General features: G+C 52.4%; 15 protein-coding genes. 9 read left to right on the top strand and 6 right to left on the bottom strand.

The features are described 5' to 3' along the window. Positions 1-606: 606 nt before the first annotated feature. On the bottom strand, positions 607-1614 hold the full coding sequence (locus JQ597_RS25400) for a hypothetical protein (RefSeq protein WP_212267824.1): 1008 nt from the start codon (positions 1612-1614) through the stop codon (positions 607-609). Between the two features lie 67 nt (positions 1615-1681). After that, complete coding sequence (locus tag JQ597_RS25395) at positions 1682-2935, bottom strand: MBL fold metallo-hydrolase (protein WP_212267822.1); 1254 nt, start codon at positions 2933-2935, stop codon at positions 1682-1684. 267 nt (positions 2936-3202) lie between these two features. Here JQ597_RS25395 and JQ597_RS25390 point away from each other — a divergent pair, with 267 nt between their 5' ends. From JQ597_RS25390 to JQ597_RS25350, 9 genes are all read left to right on the top strand, one after another. After that, positions 3203-4120, top strand: coding sequence for a metallophosphoesterase family protein (locus JQ597_RS25390; protein ID WP_249148183.1), 918 nt, complete (start codon positions 3203-3205; stop codon positions 4118-4120). 294 nt (positions 4121-4414) lie between these two features. Further along, positions 4415-4837, top strand: a complete 423-nt coding sequence (locus JQ597_RS25385) for a hypothetical protein (RefSeq protein WP_212267820.1) — start codon at positions 4415-4417, stop codon at positions 4835-4837. Between the two features lie 982 nt (positions 4838-5819). Further along, entirely contained in the window at positions 5820-7322 is a 1503-nt protein-coding gene (locus JQ597_RS25380) for a DUF2779 domain-containing protein (RefSeq protein ID WP_212267818.1), read from the top strand. A gap of 341 nt (positions 7323-7663) precedes the next feature. Next, the gene (locus tag JQ597_RS25375; protein WP_212267816.1) at positions 7664-10192 is read left to right on the top strand and encodes a sigma factor-like helix-turn-helix DNA-binding protein; all 2529 of its coding nucleotides are present in this window, start codon (positions 7664-7666) and stop codon (positions 10190-10192) included. Continuing rightward, positions 10193-12277, top strand: coding sequence for a DEAD/DEAH box helicase family protein (locus tag JQ597_RS25370; protein ID WP_212267814.1), 2085 nt, complete (start codon positions 10193-10195; stop codon positions 12275-12277). Between the two features lie 13 nt (positions 12278-12290). Then, positions 12291-12476 carry a hypothetical protein gene (locus JQ597_RS25365; RefSeq protein WP_212267812.1) on the top strand — a complete coding sequence of 62 codons (186 nt, stop codon included), beginning with the start codon at positions 12291-12293 and terminating at the stop codon, positions 12474-12476. Further along, the gene (locus tag JQ597_RS25360; protein WP_212267810.1) at positions 12473-14515 is read left to right on the top strand and encodes an AAA family ATPase; all 2043 of its coding nucleotides are present in this window, start codon (positions 12473-12475) and stop codon (positions 14513-14515) included. The genes JQ597_RS25365 and JQ597_RS25360 overlap by 4 nt, the downstream gene beginning before the upstream one ends. Continuing rightward, complete coding sequence (locus JQ597_RS25355) at positions 14508-14942, top strand: DNA phosphorothioation-associated protein 4 (RefSeq protein ID WP_212267808.1); 435 nt, start codon at positions 14508-14510, stop codon at positions 14940-14942. The genes JQ597_RS25360 and JQ597_RS25355 overlap by 8 nt, the downstream gene beginning before the upstream one ends. Before the next feature lie 122 nt (positions 14943-15064). Then, positions 15065-17626, top strand: coding sequence for a DNA phosphorothioation-associated putative methyltransferase (locus JQ597_RS25350; RefSeq protein WP_212267806.1), 2562 nt, complete (start codon positions 15065-15067; stop codon positions 17624-17626). Between the two features lie 72 nt (positions 17627-17698). On the opposite strand, the gene dndE is transcribed toward JQ597_RS25350, so the two are convergent. From dndE to dndB, 4 genes are read right to left on the bottom strand one after another with little or no spacing between them, the layout of a single operon-like run. Continuing rightward, complete coding sequence (dndE, locus tag JQ597_RS38515; RefSeq protein ID WP_502754621.1) at positions 17699-18103, bottom strand: DNA sulfur modification protein DndE; 405 nt, start codon at positions 18101-18103, stop codon at positions 17699-17701. After that, positions 18069-20069: a DNA sulfur modification protein DndD gene (gene dndD, locus JQ597_RS25340; protein WP_212267802.1), complete on the bottom strand. Its 2001-nt coding sequence runs from the start codon at positions 20067-20069 to the stop codon at positions 18069-18071. Before dndD ends, dndE begins: the two co-directional genes overlap by 35 nt. Further along, on the bottom strand, positions 20066-21631 hold the full coding sequence (gene dndC, locus JQ597_RS25335) for a DNA phosphorothioation system sulfurtransferase DndC (protein WP_349628881.1): 1566 nt from the start codon (positions 21629-21631) through the stop codon (positions 20066-20068). The genes dndD and dndC overlap by 4 nt, the downstream gene beginning before the upstream one ends. Further along, positions 21621-22724: a DNA sulfur modification protein DndB gene (dndB, locus tag JQ597_RS25330; RefSeq protein ID WP_212267798.1), complete on the bottom strand. Its 1104-nt coding sequence runs from the start codon at positions 22722-22724 to the stop codon at positions 21621-21623. The genes dndC and dndB overlap by 11 nt, the downstream gene beginning before the upstream one ends. Positions 22725-22730 lie beyond the last annotated feature (6 nt).

Below are 22730 nucleotides of genomic sequence, written 5' to 3'. Positions count from 1 at the left end.
AATTCAAGCACAAACCGGTTGTCTGGACGAGAGTGGCGACGCCGGGACAAGCGCTTGAAGCTGCATCCTGCCTCAAGTAGACCGAACCAGGCAGGCGAGACCTGCGGCGACGGCGATCCGCTTGAATGTCAGGCGCAATTCGCACGCGCAGTTTCAGTCCTTGCCGGCTAGCGCCGTTTTGCTGGACGCCGTCACTCTCGTGGGCCCGTGAGTTTCAGGGGCTTTCGCCAGGAGCGGCAAGGGTACCGCCACCAGACGGTCGACTAGGAGCACTTTCGTTGCAGCGCTTCAGCGGAAGCGATCGCATGTCCTCAGGTGATACCTCGGAATATTCCAAAAACAGCGCCGGGAGCCTACCTGGAAGTCGCTCCAAGTTTCCCAGCAACTTGAGCAGCCAACACTGCTAGAGAGGCTTCATCAATTGATGCGCAATCACGCTCTTCATTCGACCCGTCGCATCAGTTCGGCATCTAGCTCGACTCCTCACCTCGGTCGTCTGCTTTTCTGCCAATTTCTGATCCGGCACCGCATCGGGTATGAGGCGTTATGGAATATCGTTATCTTGCCTATGCAGAGATGCAGAGCGTTCGCTATCGCGAGGATGACTTAGCTAAAGATGAAGTCTTCTCCGATATTCTTCGGACTACTTCGAATGTGAACCTTGTCAAACTTGACCGGAAACTTTAGCCAATGGCGAGCCAACGCCGAGTTTAGGTCTGAGATGATTCTCGGATTTTCGATCAATGGATGCATCTTGGGCGCCAATAGCACCGCACAGACGCTGGAACAGCGCCTAATGTCTTCTGTAGTTACCGCGCAGTTCCGCTTCGATGGCCGTTCTTCAAACTTGAAAATCCCTCCAAGGGCGTCGCGCATCAGACTGGAGTAGAAGAATAATTCAGAGATCGCGCCGACCTTGCGATTGCCGTCCTTCTTCAGTTCGACCAGCACAAGTTCTTCGTTTCGAATTCCCATAAGATCAATCGCGCTCTTACCACCCGTGAAGATTCGATTGCCATGCGCAACTCGCTCGCCAAACAAGCCAACGGGCCATTGGCGCATTACTTTCTCCAAAGCGAGCGCGTCAATAAAGGCTGGTGATATTTCTAGCGCTCTCTCAAGATCAGACTCGGAATGATCTCCTGGCTGAGACAAGAAAACCCGAAGCCGCTCCTCACGCTCTGCCTCGATTGGACTGCGATGATTCAACGGCTGATTTAGATAGAAAAGGCCGAGGGCACCGCCGGCCACGCGTGAAAGCTTCAAGAGTCTTTCGTCGGCAACGATCCGCCCAGGAAAAAGCTCAACGAAACGTGTCAGTCTATAAAGAAACCTCTGGAAATGAGGCTCCTGAACATCGAGCTGCCCCGAGTTTTCCTGAAGGGTGATTGCGACCGTTTTCACCTCGCAATGGCAAAGCAAAGTCAGCGCCCATGCTTCAAATGCGGCCGCATCGGTCTGCATGTTGGCATGAAGGCCCTTTCTATGGAGGGTAATAACGACGTGATCGCGGTCTCCGTGGATTCCGATCTCGCTCTCCCTCGGGAATTGGCAGTTTTGGAGATCCTTGCTGACGTTTTGGAGCTCTAGTTGCCAAGCCTTATTGTCAAGCATCTGTAAATCGCCTTTGAATCTGTCGCAGCTTGTTGAATCGAATTGTCGAGAGGACCGCCGTGATGGGTTACATGTCGATCCACTCATCATCGTCAGCTAAAACCACGTTTTGGAAAAGCGAAGGAAACTTCTCACGTTCAAAGGTGTGAATCGGAATGAGGCGCTTCGGATCAACCGCCGACGCAAGCCGCTTTAAGTCGCCGGGGCTGGCGTGTCCGGATGTGTGTATGGATTCGAATGTAATACCGCGACGCTCGCAATCGGCCTTGAGCGCGTCCCCTGCACTCCCTTCGCTCAAATACCCATCCCATTGAGACCAGAACACTTTAGCGCCCGCTAACGCCTTCGCCTGATCCAGATCGCGCATCATCCAGCCTCGAAACAGCATCACCGAGCGGGGCGCATGTTCTGCAAGTTCCTCAGGCCATAAGCGAAATCCTCGATAACTATCCACGAGCGCAGCAATGTTATTTCTTACCAGCTGGACCCGTTGGCTTTTTGGGATAAACACCGCCAAGTTTGACCATCCTGGCGCGGGCTTTGGGATGCTATCCTGACCAGTGGCCTTCAACACCTCCGACGCATAGGCATCAACGATCAGGGTGCGTCCAGTTCGCTTGGCGGCGCGGTATATAGTGACCACGCGATCGATGTTCTGAGCAGAGCATGCCACCAGGGCCATGCCGGCGGTGATTTTGAAACGATCGACGAAGGTCTCCTCCAAAGCGGCTTCCGACGGAAACGTCTGATCGTCGGCCAGTCTCCCGAGGCTGGAGCCTTCCATCAACATGGTATCGATGTTTCGAGGCGGATTGTTTATGAGAGCCTCAAACAGCGATCCTTTGCGGCCGTGAGCTCGCAGATCACCGGAGTAGAACAACCGCTTGCCGTCCGCCTCAACTTCCATCGCGTAGGCGTCAAAGCCCGAATGATCGACCAGACGCGGAAGTACCGTGAATGGGCCGAGCTGGATCGGTTTGTTGTGCTCTAGATGGCGAGTCGCGTTCAATTTCACTGCGTCAGGCACGAAATCAGCCGCGGCTCGAATGATGCTCTCCGTTGCCCTTCCCATGAGCAAGGGAATTTGGGGATTGACCTTGGGGATGAGCCCCCAGTGATCGCGGTGCCCATGCGATAGTACTATTGCGAGCAGCGTCGAACTGCTTCCGGCAAGCCCCTCGACGTTCGGAAGAGGCGTCGATGCTAGGTCCCTTGCGTCTAACGGAAGTCCCAAATCAAGCAGGATACGGGAGCCGCCGCTTTCCAACTCGATACAAGTGCCACCAATTTCTCGCGTTCCTCGATGAATTCGCAGTCGCACTCAATCTCCTGGAGGTAGCGCGGGCAATCCGACATTCGCGTTGCTACGGTATTGTGGGTCGGCTCGGACGACAAGCGCTTTCGCGCGGATGCCACGTCAGCATAACCTCCGTGACGAACTCACCGCGCAATAGCTTTTGATAGAGACGCCATTGATGCGCGGCGCTGCGCCATTCAAGACGGCCGCGCGTGGCCGAACTGCAAGGCTCGAACGGGCGACTTACCAGCGGGCATGATCCCATGGACGGGATACTCCAATCAGCCTTCATTGCTTGAAGCCATCGTCGCAAAACCCAAAGGATCCCAAGGTGTCGTCCCAATCCATGCTGGAGCATCGGCGGTGATTTCATATATTCAAATGAGGCCCCGAGAAATTTACACATTATGGAACATTTCGAAAAAATATTCTTCTGGTGACGTTCGTTATAACCGTGTCATTTGGATTCCCCGTAGCGCGGATGTGTCCATGGAAGATTTACTCACCTTTGCCATTGGCGACGTGCACGGATGCTTCGATAAAATGGAGGCGCTTTTGCTGGCCTGTGATGAGGTTCGCGCCGGTCGAGAGGTCCGATACGTTTTCATCGGAGATTATGTCGACAGGGGTCCCGATACACGCAAGGTCATCGACCTCCTCATGCGTCGGCAACTGAGCGAAGGGCATCGGTTCATCTGCCTCCGCGGAAACCATGACCAGATGCTTATTACAGCTGCTTCCGATAGGCGGTCAGACCGGGATTTGATGAACTGGTGGGCTAATGGTGGGGAACAGACTCTTGATAGCTACGGGGTCAACGACCCCAGCGCTCTACCCGCCGAGCACCTCAAATGGATCAAAGCGCTCCCTGTCAGGTTTGCCGACCAAAAACGCTTGTTTGTCCATGCCGGAATTCGACCAGGTACATCCATCGCCGACCAATCTGAGGACGATCTACTTTGGATCCGCGAGCCATTTCTGTCATTCAAAGCAGATTACGGCATCTTTGTCGTGCACGGACATACCCCAACCAAATCGAGGCTGCCAGACCTTCGTTCACATCGATTGAATCTGGACACAGGTGCTTGCTTCGGCGGCGAATTGACTGCGGCTGCGTTCTTAAATCAAAAGGCGCAACCACTGTTCTTTGTAAATAGCCTAGGTGCGGTCTGGCAGCCACAGACTGATGGTTTACGCCGTACCGACTGATGTCGAATTCACCGTTTTGACGGCGGATCCCAGAAATCCCGCTCATTCACGATCACCAACACCCTCATGAGGCGTTACGGAACAAGTCGGCCAATGGCCGACCCCGGTACTAGCAGAATTCAGCTCGATGATCTTCAGAGCGACCTGCTAAGCAGCACAGGAGAAACCCAAAAGCTTCACCTCAGGCCGACAGATTCGTATGGTAGAAATTAGCGCGATTCTCAATCGTGGCGACATGCGCAGTCTAACGCAACAGTTGCCCTCCTGACGCCTCGGACCATAAATGGAGCATCAATGACCGAACCTGACCGACTGAAAGACATCCTCGGTGGGATCGTCGAACTGGCTTTTCTGCTGAACACGGGCAAGCGCACAATACCCGAAAAATTCCGAATCCGAACCGGTAGCCCCGTTGCTCGCGATCAATACGCCAGTTTTTACACAACGACGCAGGAGAGCGACGACCCCTCACGAGATCTCTCGGTAAAAACGCAAATTGCAGTCGATATGCATTTGGTTAAGCGGAACTGGTGGATTCGGGACGTGGACGGCGTGCCGACTCTGTCGGTGATTGAATGGCATTGGGAGAAGGACGGCATGCAATCAGGCGGCGGCGAGTTCAACTACCGCACAATCTGGAGTAAGCCGGCAGACGAGCCGGGCGCTAAGCAAGCTATGTCCGAACAACTAGCAGCCGTTCTTAGATCAATAGCATGACGCTCGCGCTTTGGACTTCGCTACTGTTTTCAAATCAGGCTCCGCTTGCGCAGGGGCAAAGTTAGCTACTCATCTAAAGCCCTATCAAGATGTAGACGCTCTTGGCGAGCACTGATTAGATATGCAACTCCCCTGGAGCCTGCTCTCGCATTGCAACAATGAACGTTGAAGGATTGATTCGCACTTATATCGGGCGTGAAATAAAGGGGTGGGCATGGCAGCGCGCCAGGAGAATCAGGTAGTCTCCTAGGCTCAACTCGCCGACAAGCTCGAACGACTATGAGAGAAGCGATCAGGAAGGTAGACGATGTGCTCTGGCGCCGCGCGGTCAGCGATCGGACTGGCTCATCCCGAAATGTCGAATTGCGGCAACAATGGCTGTGCGCTTTTCCAAAGGACAGGGGTGCTTCCTTTCGCCGGAATTAGCGCGGTTTGGCGCTATTCCCTTCGTTAGTCCCAAGTCCGACATTACATGCGCGATCCAGCACGTCTTTGGAACGAATCCATCTCTCGCGCGCACCCATTCTTGAATCTGTCGGTAAGTAGCCATTGCTGCCTCGTTGCGCACGACCACGGATCAGGCATTTTTCGCATTATGAGGTCGTTCTACGCCATGATCAACAGAGTAAGTGTTGACCCAGCTAAGCTTGGTAGCGCGGCCTATCGACTGGCCTGCCCCTGTTCACGACTGTCCTTCTTTTAAGCAGCACAGCATCAACTAAGTCCGCGCAGATAACCTTGGCGTCGGTAGCCATTCGAAGAAATCGGCAGACGTGATCGCAAAGTACCGTGCCGCATCCCGAGTTTCCCTTAAGCTGCAAAGACCCACCCGCCAGACCGTGGATAGGTGGTGAAGAGCCGCTCCTTTACGACCCCGAAATCAAGCCAAGTCGGTAATTACGGGATACCACGCTGGCTCCTCCCTTATTGCGGCAACCGCTTGGATAGTCCAGATTTGACGAGTTTTAAGGTGTGACACTCATTGACCAGCCAACATCTAACCAAGTCCCGCTACATCGCAGGCCTGCAATGCCCGCGGCGCCTATGGTTGCTTGTCCACGAACCAAAACCTTATAAAGAACCCGCTGCCGGCTCGGCATTGGTCCTCGGACGGGACATCGGAAAAAAAGCCCAGCTGCTGTTTCCCCGAGGGGCGTCTATTGGGGCACAGCCCTGGCAACACTCCGAGGCCACCGCCCGTACGGCTGAGCTAATGCACGACGCCAGTGTGCCCGCGATCTTTGAAGCCGCATTCGAGTACCATAACATCCGCATCCAAGTGGACGTACTGGAACGGCTCGCGCACGGCACTTGGGGGCTCCGCGAGGTGAAGAGCGGCAGCGGCCTCAAGGATCACTACCTCGACGACATCGCAATCCAAGCCTACGTCCTCCGCGGCGCCGGCGTCACCGTGTCGTCTATCGCGTTACTCCACGTGAATACGGACTACGTGCGCGGACCAAACGACATTTCCTGGACAGATTACTTTAGGCGCTTGGACGTCAGCGAAGCCGTAGGAATGAGACTGACCGATCTGACAGCCCGACTTCCCGCCATGTGGGATTGTCTCGGCAATGCGTTACCCGACGCCGAACCAGGAAGCCAGTGCGGAACGCCCTACGCATGCGAGTTCTGGGACAAGTGCACAGCGGAAAAGCCGGCCGATTGGATTGGCTATTTGCCTCGCTTGTCGCAGGACCGTGCAAGGGAACTCAAGACCTCCGGGATTGAGTCAATATCGTTCATACCGCCGAATTTCCCGCTCACCTCGAAGCAGACCATTATCCGCGACGCGACAGTGAGTGGCGTGCCCTACGTTGCGGCCAACCTCGGACCTTTGCTAGACACCTTTGGTCCCCCGTCTTGCTATCTAGACTTCGAGGCAATGACGCCCCCGATCCCGCTCTATGAAGGTACGAGGCCCTACCAAACCATTCCGTTCCAGTGGTCACTTCATATGGTCGATAGCGATGGCACGATGGGTCACAAGGAATTTCTTGCAGACGGTGTTAGCGATCCCCGACGTCAGTTCGCGGAAGCGCTAATAGACGGCTTAGCAGGCTCTGATGATCCGATCATCGTCTATTCGGCGTACGAGAAAACAAGGCTAAGAGAACTAGCGTCAGATTTCCCAGATCTAAGTGCAGACCTAGGCGCGTTGACAGTCAGACTGGCAGATTTATTGCCCGTTGTGAGAACGGCTCTCTATTTGCCCGAGTTTCAGTACAGCAACTCCATTAAATCCGTTGCTCCAGCTCTTTGTCCTGGCTTTACTTATGACGATCTAAAGGTCATTGCCGATGGCGGCGCGGCCTCTGCGACATTTCTGCAAATAGTGTCTGGCCTTGTTGAATGTTCTGAACAAGTTCATCAATTACGGCACGCACTTCTAGCGTATTGCGAACGCGATACTCTGGCCCTGCTTGAGGTACACAGAGCACTGCTGCGATTGGCATTATCCGCCAAGAGCGGGGCCCGATCTTAGGTTGATGCTCCTACGGTAATTTCCAAGGACACGTAGCACTCGACTGCTCCAATTGAACCCCGCCGCGGTCAGACGTTGCGGCCGCATCCTCTTTCTAATTTACCACCCCAGGACCGTCCAAATCCGAACCTCTGATCCGAATTATTTCCAAATTGTCCGTCAGCCCAACCTTCGTCTGGATTGCATAGGCGGTGCACCGGAACCTATACTGGTATCCTGACACGTCAACCTGTCTAACTCCCCGGCCTAGCTAAAACGACCATCCGAGGTAGTTCCGACGCAGAACAAACTATGGCAACCATTTATTTGATTACGCAGCCAATTATGATGCAGAAGCACGGATGAGCGAAATTCGTAAAGGAATGGACCAGACCTTGGAATGGCTCGTCCAAAATAACGACGCGTCGGTTCGACTCTCAAATTGCGTGATAGCAGACCGCGAGATCGCAACAACGACTATTAGGGAGTTCTTGGCTGACGCAGAGCACATGCGACGCCGACTACACAGAACTCCGAACCTCGGAACAAAGTCTGCGAACGAGCTTTTTGGCCTTGTTGAGCATTTCAGCGCCAATCCACACTGCTACGATCTGGAGCCCATTCAAGTCGTCGAGACCCCCGCACAGCAGGCGTTTCGCCAGCTATTGCTGCTCGTTTCGCAAGTATCATTTCCTGACGCGGTTCTCGAACACGATATCTCCGTCAGGCTTCGCAACATACTGGAGAAGTTTAAATCCGCTCAGCGGGTCAAGGGAAATTGGGAAGCAGGGGTAATCGCCCTGAACAACGTGCTCGCTGATTGGCCTGTCGTTCGCACAAGGTTTCTCCAAAAGCAGAATTCGGGTCGGAAGACTGTAGCCGAACTGGAAATGCTGGTTGTAAAAATCACAAATGACAAATTCTTCAGCCTCTGCACAGGTCTTGGCTTTGCTCCCGAGGTAGCTCTCAAAGAGCTCTCTGACAAATCGCTCAATCCTTCGGTAGTTAAGGTTTTAAATGCTGCGAACAACTTCGTCAGCAGACCAAGCTCGGAGACTGCGACGGCGCCTCCCAACCACGTCGCCTCTAGTTCGGGTAGTCCAGCAGCTTCCCGCGAAGATACAATTCCAAGGCAGAGCAATCGTAGCGACGGTGGGCCCATCACCACCATATTGGGTGTAACACAAAATGGGAGCCCTGCACTTCTAGCTTTTCTCCGCGAATTTTTAGATCACCGCCAATTTGATGTCCTTAGCCGACGCTACGGCATACTGGTGTCAACAACGGAAACACTTGAAGAGATTAGCGTCGGATATGGACTGACTCGCGAAAGGGTTCGACAGATTGAGAAAGCGGCTCTCGGAAAATGCAAACTTCGTTCTGCAAGGAAGATTTTTGAGGCCTACCTCAAAAGAGAAGAGCCGACTATAGTATCAACAGTGGTTGGCCCGAGCAGGTGCATACTTTCGGAAGACGCGCTAGCACAAGAAAGCGCTCTTGATCCTTTGCACTGTCTTGCCATCGACGTTTGCGATGGCTCATTGGAGAATTGGCTCAAAGAACATCTGACGCCGATAAAGCGCAATCGCGACGTGATCGGCTGGGCTGTCCGAAATCAATCAGACGAAGACGCACTAAGAACGAAGCTTCTGGCTGCCATACCCGCAACTTCGAGCCTAAGACGAAGGATTATTGCCGCTCTGGCGATCTCGAACTGGCCCTTCAATGTAAATAAACTAGCGCAGCATTTGCCAGGCATTCCAATTCAGCAGCTTGAGAGCGTCTTGCGAGAGGAATTCGGCGCCTCGCTGAAGGAGGGCGTCATAACTGCGATTTCTGAACTCCCCGCTGCAACACGTCTCTTAATTGTGTTGCGCGCTGCGGGAGGGCCTGTTTCGCTTAAGGATGTTCGCGCAAAACACCTTCAGATCTTTGGTCAAGATATTCAAGAGCACGCTGCTGGCGCCGTGATCCCTCGCCTTAAGGAGGCACTCATCGTCGAGCGCGGCACCTATTGCCTATACACGCAGCTCTCCTTCGACAAACCAGTCATCGATAGAATCAAGTCGGTCGTGTATGAGACGATCAAAAAAACGGCCCAATTTCTCTCTGCAAAGGTTCTGTATCGAGCAGTCCGGAAGCGCCTCCCTCCTGAAGAATCTCCCGGCTTGAGCGAGTACATGATTCTTAGTTTTTGCCATGACGATTCGCGCTTTTCTGTCCGCCGCGGACTGATGATCGGTCTTGCGACAGCGGACTTTGAACGCAAATTTATCTCCCTAGATGACACAATTCACAAAATTATGAAGGAGAATGCACCGCTTCGGGTGGCCGAGATCAAGCAACACATGGCGAATGCCCGGGAAGTGCTAGATACAAGTGTCCTCTTCGTTTTGAAGAACTCTCCAGATTTTGTGCTTAAATCTTCTGGACTCTACGACTTGATAACTCACGCAATTGGCGACAGTGCGAAGGTTTCCCACTTGTCCAACGCTATTGAAATCGCGCTGATAGACAAGGACACGAGCGCGCAGGTCCTAATGGCGCACTTACGCGCAGTTGGCATCAAGTACGAGTTAGCAACTATTATCTCTTATCTCGCAAAAATGCCCAATGTTGCCTCCAGGCAGGGCGTCTTCCAACTTGAGACGCCCTCCCCAGACGTTTACGAATACAATCGACGCTTTCGTGCTCTGTACGCGACGGACAAGAATATCGGCAGAATACAAAAGCAGCTGGAAAATGATCTTTTAGGGCACCCAATGAGTGGACTTGTGCACTTAGACTATCGGCTCGTTATGGAGCCTTCAGCTTGGGACCATGCCGAATCCATGAACCAGGCGCAGTCGGCGGTCTTGCATGGCTTGCTGCGCGAATTCGAGTTTTCATAAATGGCGTTCAGGGACATAGGTCTTCCTCTTTCATTAAAGACTACACGCGTTAACCCACTGAGCGCATTTTTTGTGCCGGTATTGCGCGATGCCATCGTTTACGACGTTGCGGTCGGGTTCTTTACAACAGGCTGGGTGCGAGATGCGGCGGAGGGAATTGCGCAGTTCGCTTGTAACGGAGGGAAGTCGCGCTGGATTATCTCTCCCGTTCTTTCAGTAGAAGACTATCAAGCGCTAAAAGGCGCTGCCGATATTCTTGATCGCCAAGAAATTGAGAAACGAATAACCCACTCATTCGAAGAGCTCTTTAGCGCGCTGAAGGAAGATACCCGCACCGTCCTTGGCTGGCTTATTCGAGACCGGATTCTGGAGATTCGCGTCGGCGTTCCCAAAAACGAACTCAGCGGAATGCTTCATGCAAAAATGGGAGTTTTCCAGGACAGTCATGCCGACCGAATAGGTTTCTCGGGTAGCTACAACCTAACTAAGCGAGCCGCGACGAATTGGGAAAAAATCGACATCTATTGTGCCTGGAAATCGGACGAGTCGCGTGAGCGAGTTGAGGAAATCGCAGTTGAAATAGACGAAATGTGGGATGGGAAAGACAGTAATCTGGAGATCTACAAGCCGTCAGACGAAGCTCTCCGCCCATTTATCCGAGCGACGGAGCGCATGGACCGGCCGTATTCCCCGCCTAAGTCTTTTCGGCCGCGGTACGCACCGCCCGACCGGTTTTTGGCTAGCGGTGAACTCCGTCCGTATCAAAGGGAAGCCATCAAGGCTTGGCTCGAAAACAATGGCCAAGGTGTGTTCAGTATGGCCACCGGCTCTGGAAAGACGGTCACCGCGCTTGCGGCAGCGTCCCAACTTGCAAACCATATAGAGGAAAAGCAGCTAAATCTACTCATCGTAATTACGGTGCCTTACCAGCACCTTGCTAACCAATGGGCGGATGATACCGAAGCGTTCGGTTATTCTCCACTTGTCTGCTATGGCGGCACCAATCGCTGGATTGAAGCCGCGCAGCAGAGATTGACTGCACTTGCCGCGGGATCGGACCGCGTTGTCGTCTTCATAGTCGTGAACGACACGTTTTCGGGTGAGCCATTTCAGAAGCTCGTAGGAAAAGCCAACAGAAACATGCTCCTTATTGCAGATGAGATGCATAACCTTGGGGCACGGTCATTCCTCTCAGTACTTCCGAGTGTCGCGAAATTTCGATTAGGCCTGTCCGCCACACCCATTCGGCATGGCGACGAGGAGGGCACGCGAGCACTAGAGTCCTACTTTGGGAAAGTCGTCGCTGAGTTCTCCCTCGGCGACGCCATCAAACAGGGATACCTTTGCCCCTATTACTATCACCCGGTGCTCGCCCCCCTGAATGACGATGAGATGGCGATCTACAAGGACTTATCCGCCCAGATCGCAAAAGCCTACGCTGGCCAGGAAGACGAGGAGCCGAACATATTCCTACAGAAGCTTCTGATTGAACGTGCCCGCTTGATCTCTCGCCTGGAGAGCAAGTTCGTTGGCCTTAGGGATCTGATGGCGAATCGAACGACAAGCCCTTACAATCTTGTTTATTGCGGCGACGCTAAGGATGAGGGTGAAAAGCAAGTAGACAAAGTTTTGCAGCTGATCGGTCATGGCTTAAGGATGCGCGCGAGCAAGTTCACTTCTGAAGAGAGCGCCGAAGAGCGCAAAGTTCTCCTACAACGGTTTTCGGACACCACGTTACAAGTACTCGTAGCCATCCGGTGTTTGGACGAGGGCGTCGATGTTCCGCGAACCGAGACAGCTTACATTCTCGCATCTTCGACAAATCCAAGACAATATATTCAACGTCGTGGTCGCGTGCTCCGTAAGGCCGAAGGCAAGTCGACGGCTACAATCTATGACTTTATCGCAGTCCCCGACCTCGACGATCTTGCGCGCACTCATCCTTCTGCACTCGAGACGGAGCGACGGTTAGTGCGAAAGGAACTCGAACGCGTAGCGGAATTTGCCCAGTTGTCCATCAACCCAGGTGAAACACTGGACACCCTAAGGCAGCTAAAAACACGGTTGCATTTGACCGACTACTAGGAGGCAGTCGAATATGTCCTACCGCTCCCCGGAAGAAATATTGGCATCAACAACGCCCCAGGTCCAAAAGTTAATTGATGCAATTCTGAAGATCGAGAAAGAGTACCAGCAATTTCGTGACCTATCTCGTCTTCGTGATAAGGAGTCAGAGCTCTGTGAGCGCATCACGCGTCTGCTGGAGCAGGAAATCAAGCCATGAAACTTAAGAAGTTAGCGCTCAACAACTTTCGACAATTCTATGGCTCGCGCGAAGTAATCCTGAGTACGGACGGAGTAAGAAATGTTACGGTTATTCATGGAGAGAATGGCGCCGGAAAGACGAGTCTGCTGAACGCTTTCAAGTGGTGCTTCTATGGTGGCACCGATTTTGATACCGGCAATGAAAAATTGTTGAATGAGCACGCAATCACCGAAACTACTGGAGACAACCGCATCAAGATGAGCGTCGAGGTCGAATTCGACCACGAAGACATGCGCTACGTTGCATCGCGTTCGCAAGAATATCGGCGCGTGCAAGGACTTCAGGTTGAGCCCGCCGGAGGCTCTGTTCTGGAGCTCTCGTGGACGGACCGATCAGGAAAATTTGATAGAGCCAAGAATCCGGAGAGCTTGATCAGCCAAATTCTGCCGGAAAAAATGCATTCTTATTTCTTCTTCAATGGAGAACGCATTGAGAAGTTAGCGTATGCCAGCGCCTCTCATGAAATCCGGGAGGCCATAAAAACGCTGATGGGGTTGGAGATTGTAGAACGAGCGCAAGTCCACCTTAGTGATCGCGTTAAGAAGCAGCTGACAAAACAAATCAAGCAAGGCGCTTCACAAGAGCTATCGAGAATTATCGACCAGGAGACTGAGCTAGAAGACAAGAAGAGACGGGCTACCGAGCAGATTGATATTGAGGACAAGAATATTGAAGGCTTCAAGGAAGAGTTGGGGGTCGTCCGCAACAAATTGATCGCGCTTGAATCAACCACCAAGCTACAGGAGGAAGCCGACTCGATCGACAAGCGTCTGCTTGAAATCAAAGATGACGTTGAAACAATAAACACAAAAAACAGACAGCTGATTTCCGAACGCGGCTTCCTAGCATTCTTCGAAACGGCATCGTCGGACGTCTTGAATTTGTTGGAGGAGCGTCGAAAGAAAGGAGAGCTTCCGTATCAGATAAAGCAACAGTTCGTCGAAGACTTGCTTAATAACGGCCGCTGCATCTGCGGCGCGGACTTGACGAACGGGAGCGAAGCTTACCGAGCTGTCGAACACTACCGACACGCTGCTGCTGCAGCAGGGGTAGAAGAGGCGTTCATAGCAACAACGGGGGCCCTGAAGCAGATCGAGTGGTCACGCAGAGACTTGTTTCAGAGTTTGAGGGAAGGGCTAAAGCGACGGTCTGAATTATTGGCTGAGCGCGATCAGCGGACTGGACGGCTAGACGATATCAACAAGCTGCTAGAGGGTTCTGACCAGGAAGACGTAGTCCGACTGGGGAAAAAGCGGGCCACTCTGCAGAATGACGTTGAAGAGGCGCTCGGCCGCCGCGGCCGGGCCGTTGGCGATCTCGAAAAATGCAATACCGACCTTGAGGCCGTAGTCGCGATCCGCAAAGACCTATCAGCAAGATCTGCGCAGGTGGAGGTTGCAAAACGACGCCTTGAACTCGCAGAAGAATGCGCGCGAGTAATTGGTGAACTACACGAATCGCTATCCCGGCTCACTAAGGAGCAACTGTCAAAACGAGTAAATGAGACCTTCCGAAAAATTCTACAGAAGGATTACTGGGCTGAGATCGATGACAACTATGCTTTGCAGATCTACAAGGACGTTCCTAACCACGGTCGTGAGATTGTGTACGAAAAGTCGACAGGCGAGAGTCAAGTCACCAGCCTTAGCTTTATCGCGAGCATCGTGAACCTCGCAAAGGAACGACATGGACGCGACAATCAGTTTTTCCGTGGTGGAGTTTTTCCGATTGTAATGGACTCTCCTTTCGGATCACTTGGTGAGACTTACCGGAAACTGATAGCGCGGTATATCCCAGAGCTAGCTGATCAAATTATCCTTTTGGTCTCTCCCACGCAATGGAAAGGTGATGTTGAAAAAGAGTGTGGGTCTCGCGTCGGCAAGCATGTCACGTTAGTATACCACTCGCCTAAAGTGGGAGAGGGAAAAGAATCTTACTTCGTGCGCGCTGATTCAACGTATGAATATACCGAGTTCGAGGAGGGTTATCATGGCTGATCGCGTCCGACGACCACAACGGTTTGATGATTTCCTATCCGAACTTACAAAAGGTCGAGAAGTCTTCCAGACCTATAAAGACGCTCTCGTTTTCGCGGCATGTCTTGGTTTCAAACGAGGTCGCAAAGTTCAATTCGACAAGACCGGCGAACCAATCAATCTTCATACATTTAGTGGTCAGTTTGACGCTGCTGTTATGAATGCCATTGCAATCGCCGACGTTGGAGACCCGTTTGTCATGGCGAACAATCGGGAAGAAGAGAAAATACGAATCTTCGAAGAATACGCATGTGGCGGCCTGGAAATTATGGAAGGCCTACTCGGTCAAGCGCAGCTGTCGCGCCACGAAGCTCTATCTGCACTGATCATGGATGAAGAAAAAAGTGGCGGAATTCTAGATATAATCACCGGATTGGCGAAAGGATAATACCACTTTCAAGCGATCCCGCCGCGAAGTTTGGGGTGCACAGTGTGAGCTTCAGTGGTTAATACTTTTAGTCGTTTCCGCGCTGACTATCGTCGAACAACACTGTTTGCGGCTAAGCCACGATGCACCAATCGGCACCTCATACTGGCAAAGCACTCGGTCTTCGGCGATACTATCACGTTGATGCAATCTCCCATGCTTCAGACGAGCATCAAGATCTCATAGATAGAGCCCGAACGTTCAGTACAATTGCAGACGACGCATTCAATGTTGTTCGCGTCAACAGTTATGCGTCGCATGTATCGTTTCTTCTGTACCCCGGCTTCTTTGAAGATCCCTTTCCGGTGCTACTTCAAACCGTCGCTGTCGATCTTAGGAACTCTGTTCTTAGCAGACGCTCTTATCAAGACTCACTGAACCCGCCAATTCTCCATCGCAAGGAACTACTACTACCGCTCGGGCACGCTTCTAGGAAACGATTCGAAGCGCTCACGACTGCTGTCGAGGCACTGGGTATATTTCAAACTGGGGAGCCAATTGGTTTCAGACGACAGTGGAATGAGCTTTTAGCCAACACCGGATACCGTTTAGACAACCACACTTTAGTGCCGATCGGGAATGAAACTGCGATCGGCGACCCAGACAACGGGGTCGCCTTACTTACTTTCGGCCCTGTTGCTCGCCATCTTACTGCGTTGTCGCGAGATCGGCTATCAGCGCCCATTAGATTTCTTGAGACTTTTGGGTATTTGAATGGCTCATTTTCAATATTCGACTACGGCTGCGGAAAGGGCGATGATCTCAAGTACCTCCATTCTATAAACGTACCTTCAAACGGGTGGGACCCACATTATCGACCAAATGAGCCGCTCATCCCCTCCGATATCGTAAATCTCGGATTTGTTATCAACGTTATAGAGGATTTAGCTGAACGGCACTACGCGCTGACGCAAGCATTCGCATTGGCTCGAATTGCAATAGTCGTTTCGACGATGCTGACGTCAGATCAGCGCAAGCTTGGACGCCCGTTTCGGGATGGCTATCTAACGTCAATCGGCACTTTCCAAAAATATTACCTGCAAAGTGAACTCCAATCATTTATCGATAGCGTACTTGACGCATCCCCAATACCCATTGGGCCCGGCGTCTTTCTCGTCTTCAAGGATAAAACGGCCGAGGCGTCATTTCTAGCATCGCGGGTGAGATCTGATTCGCGCGCGCGAATACGCTTCTCATTGGAACCGCGGGAGCACACTCATAAGCGTGAACGCAAAGCAAGGACACATGAGCTAAGCTCGCGACAAGCGGAGCTTTTGGACGGCTTATGGTCTGCAATGCTCGATATCGGTAGAATGCCGTCCGAGGCAGAAATTGAGAATGCGGCTGAGTTGACTCAACATTTTGGATCTTTCAGATCCGCCGTAAAAGCAATTAGCAATAGATACGATCAAGGGGCTCTCTCGGAGGCCGCGACCCAGCGGCAGAACGAGCTTCTCGTGATGCTAGCGATACATCATTTCAGAAGGACGGGACGGGCTATTGTCGCTGATAAGCGGCTACGAAATGATATTGTCGGCCTATTCGGGAGCCTTCGAACTGCCCAACGCAGCGCGTTAGAGCTGATTGCGGATCTACGCAATGAGGAAACACTCCGAAAAGCCATTCAAGGATCGCTAGAGCGCGGTATTGGGACGCTCATCGAAAGCAAGGGCTTTATGGTACACCGCTCTTTGATAACTCGGCTACCTCCACAGTTGCAGGTCATGATCTGGGCAGCGAGCTTACTCAGCGACGGCCTGGAAGTTGTCGATCTGATCCGAATTCACGAGAGGATCGATAAAGTATCGTTCTACCAGCATGACCTTTTTGAAAGCCCACTACCGCGACTTAAAAGCCAGAGCAAGGTTGATATTGGACGGTTAAAGACAATCGATCGCTATTTCACGAACGACCAGGATTTTAGGCTGATTGGGAAGTCGCGCTTCTTGAATGAAGAATCCCTCGAATTCACCGAAGCCCGGAAATTTGATCGCATTCTATCTAGTATTCTGCTCGACGAGCCAAGTCAGAGCCAGATTCATATCCCGATGGACTCTTTGTCGGATTCGCTGAGACAATCACTCTTTGAATTGGAAGGTCAAACGTTGGTTCGGAGCAAGAGAGTACCTGGTTTGGATGAAAATTGTGGACGATTTCTAACCTACCGAGATCTCATTGACTGTGGTGAGACTCAAACACGCCTAATGATTGATAACGCGCCCGAGAATGCCGGGAGTTACGCGGCACTCTTAGACCTTGCAACCAATATTCTTGACCCCGTAATTGAGTACTATGGGTCAATACGATTGACGTACGGCTTCTGCTCGAACGGCCTACGCAAACATATTAAAACACGCGTGGCCCCGAAACTTGACCAGCATGCTGCTCATGAATTGAACTCGAAAGGTCAGCTAGTATGTTCGCGTCTCGGCGCGGCCGTCGACTTTATCGTCGAAGACGAGGACATGTCCGAAGTTGTGAAATGGATCAGTGACAATCTCGATTTCGATCGTATCTACTATTATGGGCCTGACCGACCAATCCATGTGAGCTTCAGCGAAGCTCCCGTACGCCAAATCACTGAGATGTTTCTCGCGGGGAATGGACGGCGGATCCCAAGGCCCTTTAAGCAAGGAAGTGCCTAAGTCGCGAATGACTACGTTTGATCGTTGAATGGCCGATTTATCCTGCCTCGAACGGTAAACAATCGCACACCGTTACGCCGCAAGAGCCGCCACTGAGACTAGATCTGTAATGCTCCTGAGCTTCCGACCGCTAAGGTATCCAAGGCCCCTTTGAATATGCAACCGAAGCTGCTCGTTCAGCGTTTCAGGCGATGTTCCGAGCTCGTCTTCGACGCATCTCTGCTTTAGAAGAGCCATATAGAGATCCGCATGGGCACCAGCGAATGTCCGCCATGTCATATCAATACCGCCATCTCCCCCGGTTTTCGTAAGCGCTGGTCGTGTTACTTCGGAAAGCGAGATGCATAGAGCCCACCGGCACAGCTCGTTGTAGTGCTCGATCCCTGTGTAGCGTTTGAGTCGGATCAGTTGCTCTCGACCCTGGGCATTAATTCTTACTGCTTCAATGGACACGGGCAGCCTCCAAAGCAAATGCATAGCCGTTCTCGACATGAGAACTCCGCGTCTCGTCATCGTATTTGAGTGTGTAAGAGTGACTAATGGCAGGCATCAGCGCTTTGTAATAAACGCCAGAAATTTCTTCGTCCGTTGAAAGGAGAATTACCTGGTGACTTGCTCTCGGGAAGTACGATTCAACGAGCTTATGGCGATGCACAGAATCAAGACGGCCCAAAGGCGTGTCGATCGCGGTCGGAATCTGTCGGCCAGCCGCCTGCGCTAAGGCCCACAACAGGGCTGTCGCAAGTAGCTGGCGTTCGCCGGCCGACAACAACTCTGCGGGAATCAATTGCTCGTCGCTTCCTCTTAGCGTGATTTCGAACGTCTTAGGATCAATCGTGACCTTGGCGATGAGGTTCGTTTTGCGGAACAGGTTCTCCAAAGCCTCCTCAACAAGTGCTTCAATTCGCCTGATATGATGTTTGACCACTCGGTCACCAAACTGCTCCAGGGCGCCTCTCACAAACTTTGAATACTTTATGATACGCTCAGCATCAGCGTTCTCGTTATGAACGCTGACCCTCTCCTCAATGAGCTGTTTTAGTGATCTTTGGACAAGAGACACTTCTCGATCAAATTCTGCGAGCTCTTTCTCTTGTCGTTCTAGTGTTGATTGCGCTGACTGGCTCTTGGCGGTTGCGACTGAGATCGCATCGGTAAGCCCCTGAACTGTATCACGATCGGGGACCGCGGCGAGTTTTCGCTGAGTTCCCGACAGCTCCTTTTCCTTGCCTGCCACAGCGATCAGGCGCTCTCGAGCTTTATCGAGAGCCGAGGGTATTTCACTTCCCTCAATGAGCCGCATGGCTGAATGAGTCTGTGCAGTCGTCCCAAGATAAATTGAGCTGGTCGCTATAGGCTTTCTGGACGCCCGGTCTTTGCGCAGCGCCTCGATGACGATCTCTGCTGGACCAAGGTCTTTGAGTTCGCGCCGAATGAGCTGCTCCACAAACTGATCCCGCTCCTCTATCGTCTGATGGCGCTGATCAGCCGACCCATAGTTTAACTCCGCTTCACTCTGGATAATTGCTCGCTTAAGAAGCGGTCCAACTAAGGCTAGCGGCAAAACACCCGTCGCCAATTGTCTCAACTCGGTCAACGTCGATTTATACTCGGCTTCTAAGGTCACCTGCTCTGATCGAAGTGCTTCGTGTTGATTAAACAAATCTCCGCCCGCATCGCGAAACAAAGCGGCGGCGCGCTCCCTCTCAGCGAGTTGTTCGGCTACTTGCGCTCGTGCTTGCGCAATCTCACCTAAGGTAGAGGAGCGCCTTGACTCTAGATCAGTCAGTTGATGCTCCAATTCCTTGAGCTTTTTCTGGTCAATATGGGGAGCTACTGACGCAAACTTTCGTCTTTCGAGGATCAGAAGGTCGGATTCAAGCTGTCCAACAATGTCGAGGCCCAGCAACGATTTAATGGCCTCGCGCACAAGTTCCGGAGCTTTCTTTAAATCAGCAAGCTCTTCAATCTTCTCGCCGTCGAAGAAGAAAAGCGGTGCGATCCTGGGCGGCAAGAGCTCCTGCACATGGTCACTCCATAGCTCGCTCAGCGCCTTGTCACTTTTCCCATTTCTGTAAACTTCGAAATCTTCCCGAACTTTTCCGCTTTTTTCGCTCCAAGTCCGGACCAGTTCGTATTCCACGGGGTGTCCTTCCTCTTGCATTGCAAACCGCAATCCAACCGAGGCCCCTTCACTCGGATCGACATCCTTATGGATAGCAGATCGAAGGTAAGATTCGAACGAATTAGCTCGTTTGCCCGCAGGCATCCCTTGACGTCCGTAAAGTGCAAGGTGGAGAGCTTCAATGATGGTGGTCTTTCCGCTACCATTGAGCGCCCCAATCAATACAATGGGCTTTGCTGTCGAGGTCGGCGTGAGGTCCAGTGCATGCAGGCCTTTATACACTCCAAAATTATGAAGCTTCAGCTCATTAAAGATCATGACTGTGCAGCTTTCTTTGGGATGCTTCTATCCGTGCGATCCATTACCTGGCCTACGGCCGCGCGCGTTTCCGGAAAATCGAGCTCATCACCGCGCAAGCTCTCGACGATGCTTCGAAGTTGTTGTTTCTCTTTTGCAACTGCGCTTGCGTCATCAACATCTTCGTAAAAGCTGCGCTTGAAGGCAGATTCCAGCCGCTTAAACAAATCAGAACGTCTTGCAGAGCCCCTATATCGGCGTTCGACCTCAAGAAGCTCTCGGACCAACTCAAATCTCAGCGGATCATCGTCGCAGGACTCCTTGAGAAGCTGCATCTCCTCGTGATGGAATGGCTGATTGGAGTCTATGGGCGCGCCCTCGAAGGGGTTTCCCGTCACCTCCAGGTAGATCTTTGGGACCGTGTCCTCAATTTCATACTTTTCAACCACCCAAAGGCGTCTGATTTCCTGCAGTTCCTCTAGCGAAATCAGTTCAATATTTCTAACAAGCTCCGGCGTCTTGGGGTTCCTTCGAACCGTTTCTTGGACGGTGAGTAGCTTCCTTAGCCAGTCTTCGCGGGAGGTCACGGTGTAGGGTCCCGGAATTGGGTCGTCGCGCTCCCGAAACAGCTGAACCGTTCCATTCATTCGCCGAAAATCACGTTTGTCGTGATCATGACCGTCAAGGTCGTTTCGGAGCGACAACATTGGCTCCATCCAAGCTTTCTCTTGGTCATTTTGGACCATCGCCGACATTGACTTGTCCTTGTCGACAAGCGTGCAGACCCAGCAGCCAAAGCGGCTGTCGCCGCAGCTCGGCGTGGTTGTGTCCACAACAAGCGGGCATTCCCCATCTTGGGAGGCCCCCTGATACATCGTCAGCAGGTCTTTGTTGTTGTAACCCCAGGGATTTTTCACCTGCATAAGAAACAACCATACATCGTCATTGGTCCAGTCGACGATCGGTGCATATACATAGGCATTGGGCAACTCAGGGTGCGGGCTCAAATGATCTCGCACTCTGCCCATCTCTGAGCGGTTTATGCGGGCGGCGCGAACTGCACTCTCCGCCTTCCGAGTACCGAGAATGACGATTGCTTCGCCGTTTTGCTTCACAACCGAGTTAATGAATTCGTCGACCGGCTTTATTTTAAGCCGCTCGGTACACCAACGAAACTTTGGTCGGGGAGCTGGATAGCCGCGCCCGATCAAATTCACCCAAAAGGTATCGCTGACCTTCGGCTTTAACTGCTCAACAAAGATCGGAAGCCCACGTTCGCGAGCCGCAGCATTCATAACCGCCAGTGACTTAGTAACCCACGCGCTGACGACAGGATTTTCGACAAGTGTGTCCGTCGAAATTACAAAGATTGGCTTGTGCCGCTTGTCGTTCTGCAACTGTGAAATAGCGAGCCAAATCAATTGAAGGGTTGCAGTAGAGTCCTTGCCCCCACTGTAACCGACGATCCAAGGGATCTGATCTTCCGAGTATAGCTTCTTGATTTCCGCTAGGTGCGCCTCAACCGTCTTGCGAAGGCCCGCTTCAGCGAACGAGGATTGTCGGGATGTTGAACTATCTGTCACGTCGGGCGCTCCGTAAGGCGGTCTCAAGCTTTTGCTCTTCTGGAGTGAGGTCGAGCTTGAGATGCGTTTTGATTGCATTGCCGGTGAGGATTACGTTTTGTGTTGCCTTGGAGAGCCGCCCACCAACCATTGCTCTCCCCTCCCAAACCTTGCTGTTTGTTCGGGCCCAGTTAATGCGACTTAGATCAGCGAGCCGTTTTTGCCAGGCCTTTGGATATTGCTTGATCAGGGCATTTCCTGCACGTCCGATTGCTTGGAGCACAACACCGTGCGTGTGGATGAAATCTTCTCGCACCTCGCCGGCCGTTTGCCGCCTGAGACGCACCATCTCCCATTCAGGAAGACACCGACTTACAATCGACCAAAAATCCGCAGCAAGCTGGATGAGCTCGTTTGGTTCAAATTCAAGGCCAGAAAGCAAAGCTACGTTTGCGCCGTACAGCGCGCTAAAGGTGAAGAGCCTGCGGGAGCGCGCCGATAGCGTTGTGCGCTCCATCTCCACAAGCTCCCGAAAGAAGGGGAGAGAGGCAACAACCTTTCGCGCGATTTCGGCTTGCTCGTCTCGATGGTCATACAATACCCCGATAGAGCGCGAGGGACGGACCGCATATCTATTAAGGTCGGCAAACATTTGCTGGCAGCGCGTTAGCCCGACGTCGAGAAAGAACACAACCGCGATTGTCTCATTGCCTAGCTCAGGATGATCGCGAAGCGCCAACTCGATCGCAGCGCGGCGATGCTGGCCATCATTAATGACAAAATGCGCTGACATCGGAATTTGCAATAACCCAATCCGCGCCGATTCACCCTTTGCTTCCGCTGAAACAAACCGCACGTCCGCATCAATGGACGCCGTGATTGCGGAAAACACGTAGCTATTTCGATTGCTTGTAAGGTACTGAGCGATCTCAGGCACCCGGGCCTTATTTAAGAGACGCTGCGCTCTAAGCTCGGGGAGCAGCTCCTCTTCGTTGAAAACAAATATCTTGGGGATCAGCCGAAGCGGACACATCGAGACGTAGTAGTCTCGACCGGCCTGAGTTCCGCGGATGGCCGGAAAGGTATATTCGTAGTCGTAAGAGCTATCAGCCACTGCGCT

Origin of the sequence: Bradyrhizobium sp. AUGA SZCCT0177, from assembly GCF_018130125.1 — a bacterium.
GTDB lineage: Bacteria > Pseudomonadota > Alphaproteobacteria > Rhizobiales > Xanthobacteraceae > Bradyrhizobium.
This window is presented reverse-complemented; position numbering and strand designations above follow the sequence as displayed.